A 13,804-nucleotide genomic window follows, 5' to 3' on the forward strand; every position below is an offset into this window, starting at 1 on the left:
GGGACGTCGGCGCGGCGGAAGGCCGTGAGGACCAGGGGCGCGCCGAAGCCGGGCGCGCCGAAGCGCTCGCCGCTGGGGCCTGGCCCGCCTTCGGAGCCTCGGTCATCGCTCTCTCCTCTGCCATGTTCCGGCGCACGGGGCGCAGTCGAGCGCCCGTCAGCGCCGGCGCCTTGACGCCGGGCGCCGGCCGCCGTGCGCGCGTCGGCCGCAGGCCCAGGTAGCTCTCGGCCGCGTCGGCGGCGATCCGTGCCGTGCACTCACCCATCAGTACGCACAGCGTGTACGCGGTGTTCTCGAAGTGCATCCGCACGGCGCGGTCCGCCGGGTCCGCGAGCAACAAGCGCTCCCACGCCCGGTATTGGTCCAGATGCCGCGCGACCTCAGCTTTCGTGGGCAGCAGCATCACCCCATGGTGCACGCGCGACCACGCAGCGTCCTGTTGGATCTTCAACCACCGGGCTGACCTGCTCGTGTTGCGCGAATGGAGCAGCACTCTCACCCTGAGACTACTCAGAAGCGATCAGTGCTCACGCTTCGTGCTCGGGGCTCGGCCCCACAGGGCCGGGAAGACCGGGGCTTCGCTGAGAGGAGCCAAGCGCGATGAAGAAAGCAATCCCCTGTTACTACCACCTAGAGGTGGACATCAGCCCGGAGAGGATCGATCAGGTCAGGCGCATCCTGGCCGCGCATCTCCGGCACTGGGGCCTGGGGATTCTCGCCGAACGCGTGTGCCACTGCGCCGGGGTGCTGCTCCGGGCGGTCGAGGAACACGCGACGGACAAGAACGCCGTGGTGGAGATGTGGTGGAACGGACAGCACCTCATCACCGCCGTGTCGGACAGCGAACCCGACCTGCCCGACCCGCACTACGGGCCGCAGGGCTGCCTGGCGCAGATCGCCGCGCTCAGCGACGGCTGGGGCAACTACCCGGCGACCAACGGCAAGATCATCTGGTTCTCACACCGCGCACGCTCCCCCGAACGGGCCCCGCTGGCCCCGACACCGCCCGCACCCGGGCTGCGGGTGGCGCGCCCGCTGCCGCGCGGGGTGCCCCTGGCCGCGAGCGCCGCGCCGCCCGAGGAGGAACCGGTGGTCGTCGGCGCCGCACCGGCCGCCCACGACCAGCGCTCCGACGGAACATGGCCGAGGATGGGGGAGCGATCCACCACGTCCTCTCCCGAGCGGCGGGCGGCCTCCACCGTGTGAGCCCGCGTACGCGCACGGCAGCGCGCCACGAGCCGCGGCGACCACGCCGGGACGCCGCGGCCCGTCGGTCCCCCCGACACTCCCGGGCCGCCGAGGACAGACCGAGACCGCGCTCATCCGTATGGAGGCAGCAGCGTGCGCACCTGGACCGGGCGACCCTTTCCCCTGGGCGCCACCTATGACGGCGAAGGAACGAACTTCGCCCTGTTCAGCGAGATCGCCGACCGCGTCGACCTCGTCCTCATCAACGAGGACGGCACGCACCACGACGTCCCCCTGACCGAGGTCGACGGTTCCGTCTGGCACTGCTACCTGCCCGGCGTCGGCCCCGGCCGGCGCTACGGCTACCGGGTGCACGGCCCCTGGGAACCCGCCACGGGCCACCGGTGCAATCCGGCGAAGCTGCTCCTGGACCCCTACGCCAAGGCGATGGAGGGGCAGGTGGACAACCACCCCTCGCTGTACGAGCGGGCGGCGCAGGGGCCCGACCCCGCCGACAGCGCCGCCCACACCCTGCTCTCGGTGGTGACCGACCCGTCCTTCCCATGGGAGGGCGACCGGCCGCTGCGGCGGCCCTACGCCGAGACCGTGATCTACGAGACACATGTGCGCGGCCTGACCCGCACCCACCCGGGGGTCCCGGCGGAGCTGCGGGGCACCTACGCGGGCCTCGCGACGGAGGCGGTCATCGACCACCTCCTCTCGCTGGGGGTGACGGCCGTCGAGCTGATGCCGGTGCACCAGTACGTGCAGGACGGCTTTCTGCTGGACCGCGGCCTGTCCAACTACTGGGGGTACACCTCCATCGGTTTCTTCGCCCCGCACAACGCCTACGCGGCGCGCGGTTCGAGGGGCGGGCAGGTCGGCGAGTTCAAGTCGATGGTCAAGAAGCTGCACGCGGCGGGCCTCGAAGTGATCCTGGACGTGGTCTACAACCACACGGCGGAGGGCAACGAGAACGGCCCCACGCTCGCCTTCCGGGGCATCGACAACGCCTCGTACTACCGGCTGGCGCAGGACGATCCGGCGCACTACTTCGACACCACGGGCACCGGCAACAGTCTGCTGATGCGCCACCCCAACGTCCTGCAACTGATCATGGACTCGCTGCGGTACTGGGTCACCGAGATGCACGTCGACGGCTTCCGCTTCGACCTGGCGGCCACGCTGGCGCGCCAGTTCTACGACGTGGACCGGCTGTCGGCGTTCTTCGACCTCGTACAGCAGGACCCCGTGGTCGGCCGCGTCAAGCTCATCGCCGAGCCGTGGGACGTCGGCGAGGGCGGCTACCAGGTCGGCAACTTCCCCCCGCTGTGGTCGGAGTGGAACGGCAAGTACCGCGACTCGGTGCGGGATTTCTGGCGCGGAGAGGAGAACTCCCTCGCCGAGTTCGCCTCCCGGCTGACCGGTTCCTCCGACATCTACCAGCGCGAGCGGCGCCGGCCCCGGGCCAGCGTCAACTTCGTCACCGCGCACGACGGTTTCACGCTGCGCGACCTGGTCTCGTACAACGACAAGCACAACGAGGCCAACGGCGAGGACAACCGCGACGGCGAGAGCACGAACCGCTCCTGGAACTGCGGGGCCGAGGGCCCCACGGCCGACGAGGCGATCCTGGAGCTCCGCGCGCGCCAGCAGCGCAACTTCCTCGCCACGCTCATGCTGTCGCAGGGCATCCCGATGCTCGCCCACGGCGACGAGCTGGGCCGCACCCAGGGAGGCAACAACAACGCCTACTGCCAGGACAACGAGATCTCCTGGATCGACTGGGACCTCGGCGACGACCAGCGCGAGCTGATCGACTTCACCCGGCGGGCCATCGCGCTGCGCGCCGCGCACCCCGTGCTTCGCCGGCGCAGGTTCTTCCGCGGCGAGACCGCGACGCACGAGGGGCAGCCGCTGGCGGACCTCGTGTGGCTGCGGCCCGACGCCCGCGAGATGACGGAGGACGACTGGCGGCGCGCCGACGCCCACGCGGTCTGCGCCTTCCTCAACGGGGACGCGATCGCCGAGCCGGACTCCCGCGGCAGGCCCGTGGTGGACGACTCCTTCCTGCTCCTGCTGAACAGCCACCGCGAGCCGGTCGTCTTCCGTCTGCCCGGCCCCGCGTACGGGGAACGCTGGGCGACGCGGATCGACACCACCGACCCGCTGGGCCGGTCGGACGAGGCCGAGCACAAGGCGGGCGGCGAGGTCACGCTGGTCGCGCACAGCCTGCTCCTGCTCTCCCGGCCGTCCCCGGCCAGGGGCCGCGCCCCCGGGGCGGCGGGTTCCGCCGGGTGAGGCGCACGCCGAGTGGCGCGCCGCGCACCCTCTTGCCCACACTGAAGGGCGGCAGGGCGCCGAGCCTCCCGCCGAACCCGAAAGCACAGGTGCCAGACTGGATTTTCAGGGCGCCTCGATTTCCAGGACGGGTTGCACATGCACCACGACAACACGATGCCTCCGGGCCCGTACGGCACGACGACCTCGGGCGTGGCCGCCCGGGGCGCCAGGACCGGTTCGGCGCTGAGTGAGTCAGCGGTCGGCGCTCCCTGCTGGGTCAGCCTGACGGCACGCGACCTCACCACCGCACAGAGTTTCTACGGCGCGGTGATGGGCTGGCAGTTCCGCCCGGCCAAGCTCGGCGAGCAGTTCTCCGTCGCCACGGCCCACGGCGCCCCCGTCGCCGGCGTCGGCGCCATCGCCTCCTCCTTCCAGATCGCGGTGGCCTGGACGCCCTACTTCGCGGTCCTGAGCGCGGACGAGACGGTGAGCCGCGTCCGGGAGCGCGGGGGCACGACGGCGGTGGGGCCGATCCCCTTTCCCAACGGGCGCGCGGCCCTGCTCTCCGACCGCGACGGTGCCGTCTTCGGGATCTGGGAGGGCGAGATCCTCACCAGTTGGCGCAGCGAGCTGCACTCGGCGCCCGCCTGGCTGCGGCTGAGCACCCGTGACGCCTTCGACGCCGCCATCTTCTACGGCGAGGTCCTGGACTGGGCGTGCGGGCGCCCCGAGTGCTGCGAGGTGCGCTACCAGCAGGAAGAGGTGGTGGTCTACAGCGCGGGCCGCCCCGCCGCCCGGCTCAGTTCGGGCGCGGTCGAGGCGGACGCGGATCCGGCGGTGCGCCCGCACTGGCAGGTCCACTTCACCGTCGACGACGTGGAGGCGTGCGTCCGCGCCACGGCGGAGGCCGGCGGGCACGTGGTCACCCAGGACCTGTCCGCGCGGCCGCCCTCGGCGACGCTGCGGGACCCCGACGGCGCGCAGTTCCGGGTCGTCGGCAAGGAGCCCGGCCCGCCGTCGGCCTGAACCGGACGCCGCCGGGAAGGTGACGGCAGGGCTCAGGCCCGGCCCGTCTTGCGTCCGGTCCTGCTCCGGCGGCCGAGTGCGCGCTGCGCGGTGAAGAAGACGCCCGCGCCGAAGCGCGCCCGCAGGGCGGCCCGGGCGGCGTTGGCGCCCGGCGCGCCGTGCACCCCACCGCCGGGATGCGCGGAGGCGGAGGCGAGATACAGGCCCGGCACCGGTGTCTCGGGGCGGCCCGCCCCAGGCACCGGCCGGAACACGAGCTGCTGGTGCAGACTGGTCGTGCCGGAGTTGATGGCCCCGCCGTGCAGGTTGGCGTTCAGCGCCTCCAGCGTGGGCGGTGCCAGCACGCGCCGGGCGATGATCTGCTCGCGGAAGCCGGGCGCGAGCCGCTCGATCTGCGCCTCCACGCGGTCCGCCATCGCCTCGCTCTCCCGCTCGTCCCACCGGCCCGTCAGCGCGTCGTCCCCGGCGTCGCCCTTGATCCGCTGTGGTACGTGGGTGTAGGCCCAGGCCGACTCGGTGCCGGCCGGCGAGCGCGTGGGGTCGGCCGTGGTCATCTGGCCGACCAGGGCGAACGGCCTGTCCGGTACGAGACTCCGCGCGATCTGGGCGGCGAACCGCGTCAGCTCGTCCACGCCGTCGGCCACATGCACCGTCCCCGCCCCGCGTGCGGCCTGCGCCTCCCAGGGAATGGGCCGGGCCAGGGCCCAGTCCACCTTGAACGTGGCGAAGTCCCACTGGAAGCGGCGCACGTCGTCCATCACGCGCTGCGGCAGATGCGCGGCGTCGACCAGACCTCCGTACAGGTGGGGGGCCGCCACGTCGGCAAGGACCGCCTTGCGTGCCACGACCCCCTCCCCCGACGCGGTGCGCACCCCGACCGCACGGCCGCCGCGCACCACCACCTCGCTCACGCGTTCCCCGCAGCGCACGCTGCCTCCGCGGCCCTCCAGGCGCCGTACGAGGGCGGCCGTCAGCGCGCCCGCGCCGCCCACCGGCACGGGGAAGCCGTAGCTCTGGCCCAGCATCGACATGATCCAGCCGAAGCCGCCGCTGCCGGCCGCCTCGGGCGCGAGGTCGGCGTGCAGGGCGTTGCCCGCCAGGAGCAGCCGGCCGCCCTCGCCCTCGAACTCCTCCTCGCCCAGGCGCCGCACCGGCAGGACCAGGGAGCGGGCCGCCCGCAGGCCACCGCCCGCCCTGACCCGCGCGGCGAGGCTGAGTGCGGAGCGCACCGGCGGGAAGGGCGTGAACAGGGCGTCCACCAGCGGTTCCCGCAGGCGTTCCCACAGGTCGTACAGGCGCTCCCAGCCCTGGCCGTCGCCCGGGGCGAACGTCTCCAACGAGTCACGGGTCAGGGCGCGGTCGCGGTCCAGCACCGCGCAGCGCCCGTCCGCCAGCGGATGGGCGAGCACGTGCTCGGCGTGCGACCAGCGCAGGCCGTCGCGTTCCAGGTCCAGCGCGGCCAGCACCGGCGAGGCGGCCGCCAGCGGATAGAAGGCGCTGAACGTGTCGCTGATGTAGTCCGGGTGCACGCCGCGGTCGCTGCGCACGGCGCCTCCGGGCTCGTCCTGGGCCTCCAGGACGACGACGCTCCAGCCCGCGTCGGCCAGGACGTTCGCCGCCACGAGCCCGTTGGGTCCCGCGCCGATGACCACTGCGTCCGGCATGTCCACTCCCCTTATTGTCGCTGTCTCCGGGTGCCCCGCCGGGCAGGCGGCTCAGGCCTCGGCGGTCCGCGGCCGGGCGCCGTGCGGGCGAGAGCCCTCTTCGACGACCTCCGCCAGGCGGCTCAGCATGCTGCGGTGCCGCAACTGGACGAGGGCGTCGATCGCGGCGTTGTGCAGCGCGCCGCCCGGGCCCTGGAGCGGGTGCTCGTCGACGATCACCAGCGTGTGGGCGCCCCAGGAGCGCACCTCGATGGCGATGCGGGCCGTGCCGAGCGCGCCGCTGTACGCCTCCAGCTCCAGCCGGTCCGGTTTGGCCAGGTGGCGCACCACGGTGTGGCCGGCGAGTTTCCAGGGACCGACCTGGACGGTGTACTCCAGGCGCGAGCCGACCGCGGGCCACTCCGTGTCGAGCGGCCGCGAGTCATGCGTGCCGACCACCCAGTCGGCGTACCGGTGCGGGTCCTCCAGCACCTCCCACACCTTGGCGGGCGGGCTCTTGACCAACTGGTGGCGTACGGCCACGTCAGCCTCCTCGTCTGTGCCGGCCGGTCCAGGCCGGCGCGGGGCGGGTACCCGGACATTCCTTGTTCACCAGCCCACAGCAATCTCGTGGGCCACGCCACACGAGGGCTACCGCTCCTGTGGGCTGCCCGCGACGGGCGTCAGCTCGCTCAGCAGCCGTTGCGTGTCGGCGGCCAGGCCGCCGAGGGCCGGGGTCGTCCCGGTGTCGGGGTCCTTGAGCAGGCCGGTCAGTCGCTCGTGCGCCTCCTTCGCCCTGCGCAGGGCGCTGTGGCGTTCGCGGGCCGTCTCGGAGGCGTCTCGCGGCCCGGTGGGTGCGGCGCCGCTCTCGTCGAGGGCGCAGAGGTCACCGGCCGCCCGCAGCAGCTCGGCCAGGATGCCCGGCGCCTCCTTCGGCAGGTCGGCGAGGGAGGGCCGGTCCTCGCCCGTCTCGGCGAGGGTGCGCACCGTCGTCCTGATGTGCTCCGTGATGCGGTCCCAGGTGAAGTCCCAGTCCGGCGAGGGCGGGGTGGGCACGGAGCGGCGCAGCTTGCGGCCGGGGTTGAAGCGGTAGCTCTCGTCGGTCCAGCGGCGGGCGGTGCGCAGGTCCGTCACGAGGTCGGTCAGCCGCTGCGCCCGGTCGTACGACCCCTCGGCCTTCTTCGGGTCGAAGGGGTCCTCCTCGATGCCGTCCGCGACGGCGTGCAGCAGCTCGGCGCTCTCCTTGGGCAGCCGGTCGCGCAGGTGCCGCACGTCGCGGCCGTGGACCGGGGGCAGGATCAGCGCGTTCACGGCGATGCCGATGAGGGCGCCGAGCAGTGTCTCGAAGAGGCGGTGCAGGATGTCGAAGGCCGAGTACGTCCCGTAGGCGAGGACGAACAGCGCCGCGGTCGGCGCGTACATCCCCTGGGTGCCGAAGCGGGCGTAGGTGCTCAGCAGGACGGTGACGGGCAGGACGATGGCCATGGCGGCGAGAGAGTTGTTGCCGGTCAGGACCGCCGCTCCGGCCGCCAGCAGGGTGCCCACCACGACGACCGCGAACTGCTGCATCGCCGACCGCAGGGAGCGGTAGACGGTGCTCTGCACGAGGAAGAGGGCCGTCCAGGGCGCGAGGAGCGCCATCGGCGCGCTCCACCACCAGCCGGCCAGCGCCCAGGCGAGCACTCCGGCGCCGGCCGCCTTCAGCGACTGCACGGTCGTGTCGCGTTCCGGTCCCGGGGTCGTCACGGCCCTGCGGACGGACTGCCGCAGGGCCGCGATCTCCCAGGTCAGTGCATTCCACCGAATGGCGGTGGCCTCCTTACGTCGTTGGCTGCGGGCGCCGTCGGCCGCGCTGTGCCGGTCACGGCAGCGGCGTGCCGCCGGTGGCGTTCATGACCTCGGCGGTGATGAAGCTCGCGTGGTCGGAGGCGAGGAAGACGTAGGCGGGCGCCATCTCGGCGGGCTGCGCGGGCCGCCCCAGGGGCGCCTGCTTGCCGAACTCCTTGGTGTCGGGCAGCGTCGCGGGGATCAGCGGCGTCCACACCGGGCCCGGCGCGACCGCGTTGACGCGGATGCCGTCGTCGACCAGCATCTGGGCGAGCCCCTGGGTGAAGGTGACGATGGCGCCCTTGGTCATGGCGTAGTCCAGCAGGTGCGGGCTCGGCTTGTACGCCTGCACGGACGTGGTGTTGATGATCGAGCCGCCCGAGGGGATGTGCGGCACGGCCATCTTGCAGAGCCAGAACATGCCGTACAGGTTCGTCCGTACGACCTGGTCGAACTGTTCGGTCGTGATGTCACCGATGCCTTCGGGCTGGGACATCTGGTAGGCGGCGTTGTTGACGAGGATGTCGATGCGGCCGAACTCCGTCACCGCCCGCTCCACGAGCCTGCGGCACTGCTCCTCCTCGCGGATGTCGCACGGCACGGCGAACGCCTGCCGTCCGGCGTCCTCCACCAGGCGCGCCGTCTCCCGGGCGTCGCCCGCCTCCGACGGCAGATGGGTGAAGAGGACGTCCGCGCCCTCGCGTGCGTAGGCCAGGGCCACCGCGCGGCCGATGCCGGAGTCGCCGCCGGTCAGCAGCACCTTGCGGTCCTTCAGCAGGCCGCTGCCCCGGTACGACTCCTCGCCGTGGTCGGGCGGCGGGTCCATGGGCCCGGTCCAGCCGGGCGGCTCCTGGTCCTGCTGGGGGAAGTCGGGCCGGGGGTGGCGGGTGGTCGGGTCCTGTCCGCCCTGTGCGCCGGGGGTGTCGTTCATCAGCTGCGCCTTCCTGCTCGTCCCTTCACACCCTCCGCTCCAGGGGCGGCTCCCACCACTTGGGCGTGGCGGGCCGCGTGTGGGCCGCCGAGGGCGGCCACCTGGCCGGGGGAACCTCCGGGTGCCCGGGCGCGCGGCCGTGAAACCGCGCGGTCAGGGAGGCAGGGGCGCAGCTCAGTGGCCGGTGAGTTCGCCGCTGAGCTTCTCGTGGAGGTGGGCGCTCGGCTGGTTCAGGCCGATGATCTCGACGCTCTTGCCGCGTTGGCGGTACTTCGTCTCGATCGCGTCGAGGGCGGCGACGGACGAGGCGTCCCAGATGTGGGCGGCGCTGAGGTCGATGACGACCACGTCGGGGTCCGTGCCGTAGTGGAACTGGCCGACGAGGTCGTTGGAGGAGGCGAAGAACAGTTCGCCGGTGACGGTGTAGACGACACTGGCCCCGTCCGGGGCGGTGACCGGGGTGACGTGGGCGAGATGGGCGACGCGCCGGGCGAAGATGACCATGGCGGTGACGGAGCCGACGACGACGCCGACGGCGAGGTTGTGGGTGCCGACGACGCACGCGACGGTGATGACCATGACCGCGATCTCCCCGGCCGGCATGCGCCTGAGCGTCCTCGGGGCGATGGAGTGCCAGTCGAAGGTCGCGAAGCAGACCATGACCATGACGGCGACCAGGGCGGCCATGGGGATGTCGGAGACGAGCGGGCCGAAGACGATGCAGAGCACCATCAGGAACGAGCCCGCGAGGAAGGTGGACAGGCGGGTGCGGGCGCCGGACACCTTCACGTTGATCATCGTCTGGCCGATCATGGCGCAGCCGCCCATGCCGCCGAGGAAGCCGGTGACGATGTTGGCGATGCCCTGGCCGATCGACTCGCGGGTCTTGGAGGAGTGGGTGTCCGTGATGTCGTCGACCAGCTTGGCGGTCATCAGGGACTCCATCAGGCCGACCAGCGCCATGGCGAGTGCGTACGGGGCGATGGTCGTCAGGGTGTCCATGGTGAACGGCACGTCGGGCAGTGACGGCACGGGCAGCGACGAGGGCAGCTCGCCCTTGTCGCCCACGGTCGGCACGGCGATGCCGGCCGCGACCGTGACGGCGGTGAGGGCGGCGATGGACACGAGCGGCGCCGGGACCGCCCGGGTGACCTTCGGGAGGAACACCATGAGGACGAGGCCGCCGGCGAGCAGCGGGTAGACGGCCCAGGGCACGTCGTGCATCTCGGGGACCTGCGCCATGAAGATCAGGATGGCGAGGGAGTTGACGAAGCCCACCATCACGCTGCGGGGCACGAACCGCATCAGCCTGGCGACGCCGAGCGCGCCCAGGACGATCTGGAAGACGCCGGCCAGGATGACGGCGGCGACGAGGTGGCCGAGGCCGTGTTCGCGGTTGAGCGGGGCGATGACCAGGGCTACGGCGCCGGTCGCGGCGGAGATCATGGCGCGTCGCCCGCCGACGATCGAGATGGTGACGGCCATGGTGAAGGACGCGAACAGGCCGATCGCGGGACCGACCCCGGCGATGATCGAGAAGGAGATCGCCTCGGGGATCAGCGCGAGGGCGACGACGAGCCCGGCCAGGACTTCCGTGCGCCAGACCCGGGGGTCGCGGAGCCAGTCGGGGCGCAGACCGCGCAGACGCGCGGCCGGGGACGGAGACAGGGACGGGGACGGGACAGGAGAGGACAAGGGGGCGGGAACCTGTCGTGCTCGGGCACGCCCGGCATGGCGAGGGGCGTGCGGGGAGGAACGGGAAGGAAGCGGAAGGCCGAGCGGCCTGCCGCAGGGGATCCGCCGACGGCGGGAGAAGTCTGTGGGTGGCACGCAAGGGGGCCGGGCGGGGAGGGTTCGCGCCGCTCAGGGATCGGCCCGCGCGTGCGGTTGCGGGACCGTGCGCGGGATGTGCGGGCGCGAGCGCGCTGCGGGCGCCGGGCCCGGGCGTTTCAGAGGCGGAGCTTCACGGCGGGCAGGCGGCGGAGCCGGCCGGCATCGACTTGCGCACGCTCTCTCCTGCGGGTGATGGATCGTCGCGGGGGCGCCGTCGGCCCCGGAATGCCGGTCAAGCCTACCGTGCCGGCCGGACGGCCACGCGGAAGCCTTGCCCAACGGTTCATGTCTGGACCAATCCGCAGGTCAGCGACGGTTATTACTCATTCTTTGGCAAGAATTTGCTCTGTCATCGAAGGTTAATGCGATGGCAAAGTGGGGGTCACGCCGCCCGACCAGGCTGCGTACCGGGCGACCCGGTGCCCGCCGCCACAGCGGCCGGGCGCCGCCCCCTCCCCCCACCTCGTCATCGACCCGACCACACCGCGTCCCCGGCGCCCGCCGGAGAGACGCAGGAGGCAGGCCACCGTGAAGTCACTGATCGACAACGCCCGCTCGTTCGCCGCGACGCACGTCGCGGACCCCCGCAACACCGCCGCCTTCGAGGCGCTCGGTGCCGGCCAGTCCCCCGAGGCACTCTTCGTCACGTGCTCCGACTCGCGCGTCGTCCCGGCCCTGATCACCGGAGCGCGCCCGGGCGAACTCTTCGAACTCCGCACGGCGGGCAACGTCGTGCCGCCCTACCCCTCTTCCGCTCACCCCGACCGCGCCGGCCACCCCATGAGCGAGGCGGCCACCATCGAGTACGCCGTCCGGGTGCTCGGCGTCCGCGACATCGTCGTCTGCGGACACTCGCACTGCGGCGCGGTGGGTGCCCTGGTGCGCGGCGAGGACCTGTCGGCCGTGCCGGCCGTGCGCGACTGGCTGGAGCACTCCGTCGCTCCGGACGACGCCCTGCGCTCCCTCATACCCACCTCGCCCGATGTGGCCGAGGCCGTGCAGACCCACGTACTCGCCCAGCTGGAGAGACTGCGCGCGTACCCCTGCGTCCGTGAGCGCGTCGCCGACGGCTCCCTCGCCCTGCACGCCTGGTACTACGAAGTGCACACCGGCACCGTCAGTGCCCACCGTCCGTCGTCCGACGGCCGCCCGGCGTTCGGTCCCCTGTGAGGACCGCCGCAGCCTTCCGTCCGGCCCGCTCCCACGACAGGACCCCCCACCCTCATGTCCTCCTTCCTCTCCCCCTTCCGCGCACTGCGTGAGCCCGGCGTCCTGCGCCAGGACATACTCGCCTCCCTCGTCGTCTTCCTCGTGGCCCTGCCGCTGTGCGTCGGCGTGGCCGTGGCCTCCGGTGTCCCCGCCGAACTGGGCCTGGTCACCGGCATAGTCGGCGGACTCGTCGTCGGCTGCCTGCCGGGCAGCGCCCTCCAGGTGAGCGGGCCCGCCGCCGGTCTGACCGTGCTCGTCTTCGAGGCGGTGCAGGAGTTCGGCCTCGGCATGCTCGGCGCGATCGTGCTGCTCACCGGCGCCCTCCAGATAGCCCTCGGTCTGCTGCGGTGCGGCCGGTGGTTCCGCGCGATATCCGTCTCCGTCGTCCAGGGCATGCTGGCGGGCATCGGACTCGTGCTCATCCTCGGCCAGCTCTACACCATGGCGGGGGCGCAGCAACCCCGTTCCGGCATCGACAAGTTCGCCGGGCTGCCCGGGCTGCTCGCGGACGTCCTGAGCGACACCGCGTCCCTGACCGCCGCGGCCGTCGGCCTCGGCACCATCGCCGTGCTCGTGCTCTGGCCGAAGCTGCCCGCCGCGGCCGCGCGTACGGTGCCGGCGCCGCTGGCCGCCGTCGCGCTGGCCACCGCCGTCGTCGCCGGGTTCGGCCTGGACGTGGCGAACGTGACGGTGCGGGGGCTGGTGGACGCCGTGCAGCCGCCGGGCCTCGGCGATCTGGCCGGCCTCGGGGGCGTGGCCGTGCTCGGCACCGTCCTGGCGTTCACCCTGATCGCCTCCGCCGAGTCGCTGTTCAGCGCCGCGGCCGTGGACCGCATGCACGACGGCCCCCGCACGCACTACGACAAAGAGCTGGTCGCCCAGGGCGTCGGCAACACGGTGTGCGGCGTGCTCGGGGCCCTGCCGATGACCGCGGTCATCGTCCGCAGCTCCGCCAATGTGCGGGCCGGGGCGCGCACCCCGCTCTCGCGGATCCTGCACGGCGCGTGGCTGCTGCTGTTCGCCGTGCTGCTGCCCACGGCGCTCGGCATCATCCCGCTGGCGGCGCTCGCGGGTGTGCTGGTGCACGCGGGCTGCAAGCTCATCCCCTTCAAGGAGATCGTCCCGCTCGCCCGCGCCCATCGGGGCGAGGCCTTCGTCCTGGCCACCACGGCGATCGCCATCGTCGTGACCAACATGTTCGAGGGCGTGGTGCTCGGCCTCGTCCTGGCCGTCGTCAAGTCCGCCTGGGAGACCTCCCATGTGCACGTGGACGTACGGGAACTGCCCGGCGGCCGGCAGATCGTGACCCTCACGGGGAACGCCACGTTCCTGCGGCTGCCCCGCATCCTGGAGACGCTGGAGGCCCTGCCCAAGGACCGGCCCATCGAACTCGACCTGACCGTGGTGCGCCACCTCGACCACGCCTGCCGCACCGCGCTGGAGAACTGGGCGCTGCGGCACAACGACAGCGGCACGGAAGCCGTACGGATGAGGCTCCCGCAGGCGTCCGACGACCCGGCCGCCGAACCGGCCGAGGAGCCCGAGCGCGCCGAGGCCCGGGCACACGGCTGACCGGCCCCCCGACGGCCGACTCCGGTCGGCCGCCTCTACCACCGCACACAGCAACTCAACCATCTCTCACGGAGGTTCACCATGGAGCAGCTCATCAAGCGGATGACGGAAGAGTCCGTGTGGCAGAAGTGGGTGGCCGCCAACTCGGCCTCGGGCGCCCGGTCCGCGAAGGACGGCTGCATCAGCGCGGCACCGAAGAGCGGGTGCATCAGCGCCACCGGCAAGACCGGCTGCATCTCCTGAACCGGTAACACCCATGGGGCCGCCGCCGCGACCGTCCACGTCCCTGCGG

11 protein-coding genes and 1 pseudogene are annotated in these 13,804 nt (G+C 72.6%); 6 read left to right on the forward strand and 6 right to left on the reverse strand.

Going from position 1 to position 13,804, the window contains the following annotated elements; all coding sequences use genetic code 11:
• Positions 1 to 223 precede the first annotated feature (223 nt).
• Positions 224 to 403, reverse strand: a pseudogene (locus ACZ516_RS13645) (DUF5133 domain-containing protein); the annotation flags it as partial.
• Between the two features lie 197 nt (positions 404 to 600).
• Between ACZ516_RS13645 and ACZ516_RS13650 the strand changes: the two are divergent.
• From ACZ516_RS13650 to ACZ516_RS13660, 3 genes are all read left to right on the forward strand, one after another.
• Complete coding sequence (locus tag ACZ516_RS13650) at positions 601 to 1,206, forward strand: pep a2 (RefSeq protein WP_358578789.1); 606 nt, start codon at positions 601 to 603, stop codon at positions 1,204 to 1,206.
• Positions 1,207 to 1,341: 135 nt separating this feature from the next.
• Positions 1,342 to 3,489 (forward strand): glycogen debranching protein GlgX, encoded by a 2,148-nt coding sequence (gene glgX / locus ACZ516_RS13655; RefSeq protein ID WP_469010190.1) that lies wholly within the window; start codon positions 1,342 to 1,344, stop codon positions 3,487 to 3,489.
• Between the two features lie 138 nt (positions 3,490 to 3,627).
• Positions 3,628 to 4,497: a VOC family protein gene (locus tag ACZ516_RS13660; protein ID WP_358578785.1), complete on the forward strand. Its 870-nt coding sequence runs from the start codon at positions 3,628 to 3,630 to the stop codon at positions 4,495 to 4,497.
• 32 nt (positions 4,498 to 4,529) lie between these two features.
• On the opposite strand, the gene ACZ516_RS13665 is transcribed toward ACZ516_RS13660, so the two are convergent.
• The 5 genes from ACZ516_RS13665 to ACZ516_RS13685 form a co-directional block, all read right to left on the reverse strand.
• Positions 4,530 to 6,161, reverse strand: a complete 1,632-nt coding sequence (locus ACZ516_RS13665) for a phytoene desaturase family protein (protein WP_469010192.1) — start codon at positions 6,159 to 6,161, stop codon at positions 4,530 to 4,532.
• Positions 6,162 to 6,212: 51 nt separating this feature from the next.
• Positions 6,213 to 6,683: an SRPBCC family protein gene (locus ACZ516_RS13670; RefSeq protein WP_361084852.1), complete on the reverse strand. Its 471-nt coding sequence runs from the start codon at positions 6,681 to 6,683 to the stop codon at positions 6,213 to 6,215.
• Between the two features lie 108 nt (positions 6,684 to 6,791).
• Positions 6,792 to 7,886, reverse strand: a complete 1,095-nt coding sequence (locus ACZ516_RS13675) for an FUSC family protein (RefSeq protein WP_469010195.1) — start codon at positions 7,884 to 7,886, stop codon at positions 6,792 to 6,794.
• Positions 7,887 to 8,001: 115 nt separating this feature from the next.
• Positions 8,002 to 8,898, reverse strand: coding sequence for an SDR family oxidoreductase (locus ACZ516_RS13680; protein ID WP_358578778.1), 897 nt, complete (start codon positions 8,896 to 8,898; stop codon positions 8,002 to 8,004).
• Between the two features lie 174 nt (positions 8,899 to 9,072).
• Positions 9,073 to 10,593 carry a SulP family inorganic anion transporter gene (locus ACZ516_RS13685; protein WP_469010197.1) on the reverse strand — a complete coding sequence of 507 codons (1,521 nt, stop codon included), beginning with the start codon at positions 10,591 to 10,593 and terminating at the stop codon, positions 9,073 to 9,075.
• Positions 10,594 to 11,259: 666 nt separating this feature from the next.
• On the opposite strand from ACZ516_RS13685, the gene ACZ516_RS13690 reads away from it, so the two are divergent.
• The 3 genes from ACZ516_RS13690 to ACZ516_RS13700 all read left to right on the forward strand — a co-directional run bounded on the left by ACZ516_RS13690 (position 11,260) and on the right by ACZ516_RS13700 (position 13,755).
• Positions 11,260 to 11,901, forward strand: a complete 642-nt coding sequence (locus tag ACZ516_RS13690; protein WP_358578773.1) for a carbonic anhydrase — start codon at positions 11,260 to 11,262, stop codon at positions 11,899 to 11,901.
• A gap of 54 nt (positions 11,902 to 11,955) precedes the next feature.
• Positions 11,956 to 13,512, forward strand: coding sequence for a SulP family inorganic anion transporter (locus ACZ516_RS13695; protein WP_469010199.1), 1,557 nt, complete (start codon positions 11,956 to 11,958; stop codon positions 13,510 to 13,512).
• Between the two features lie 81 nt (positions 13,513 to 13,593).
• On the forward strand, positions 13,594 to 13,755 hold the full coding sequence (locus tag ACZ516_RS13700; RefSeq protein ID WP_358578769.1) for a hypothetical protein: 162 nt from the start codon (positions 13,594 to 13,596) through the stop codon (positions 13,753 to 13,755).
• Positions 13,756 to 13,804 lie beyond the last annotated feature (49 nt).

The sequence above is a fragment of the Streptomyces sp. NPDC034037 genome (assembly GCF_055575715.1).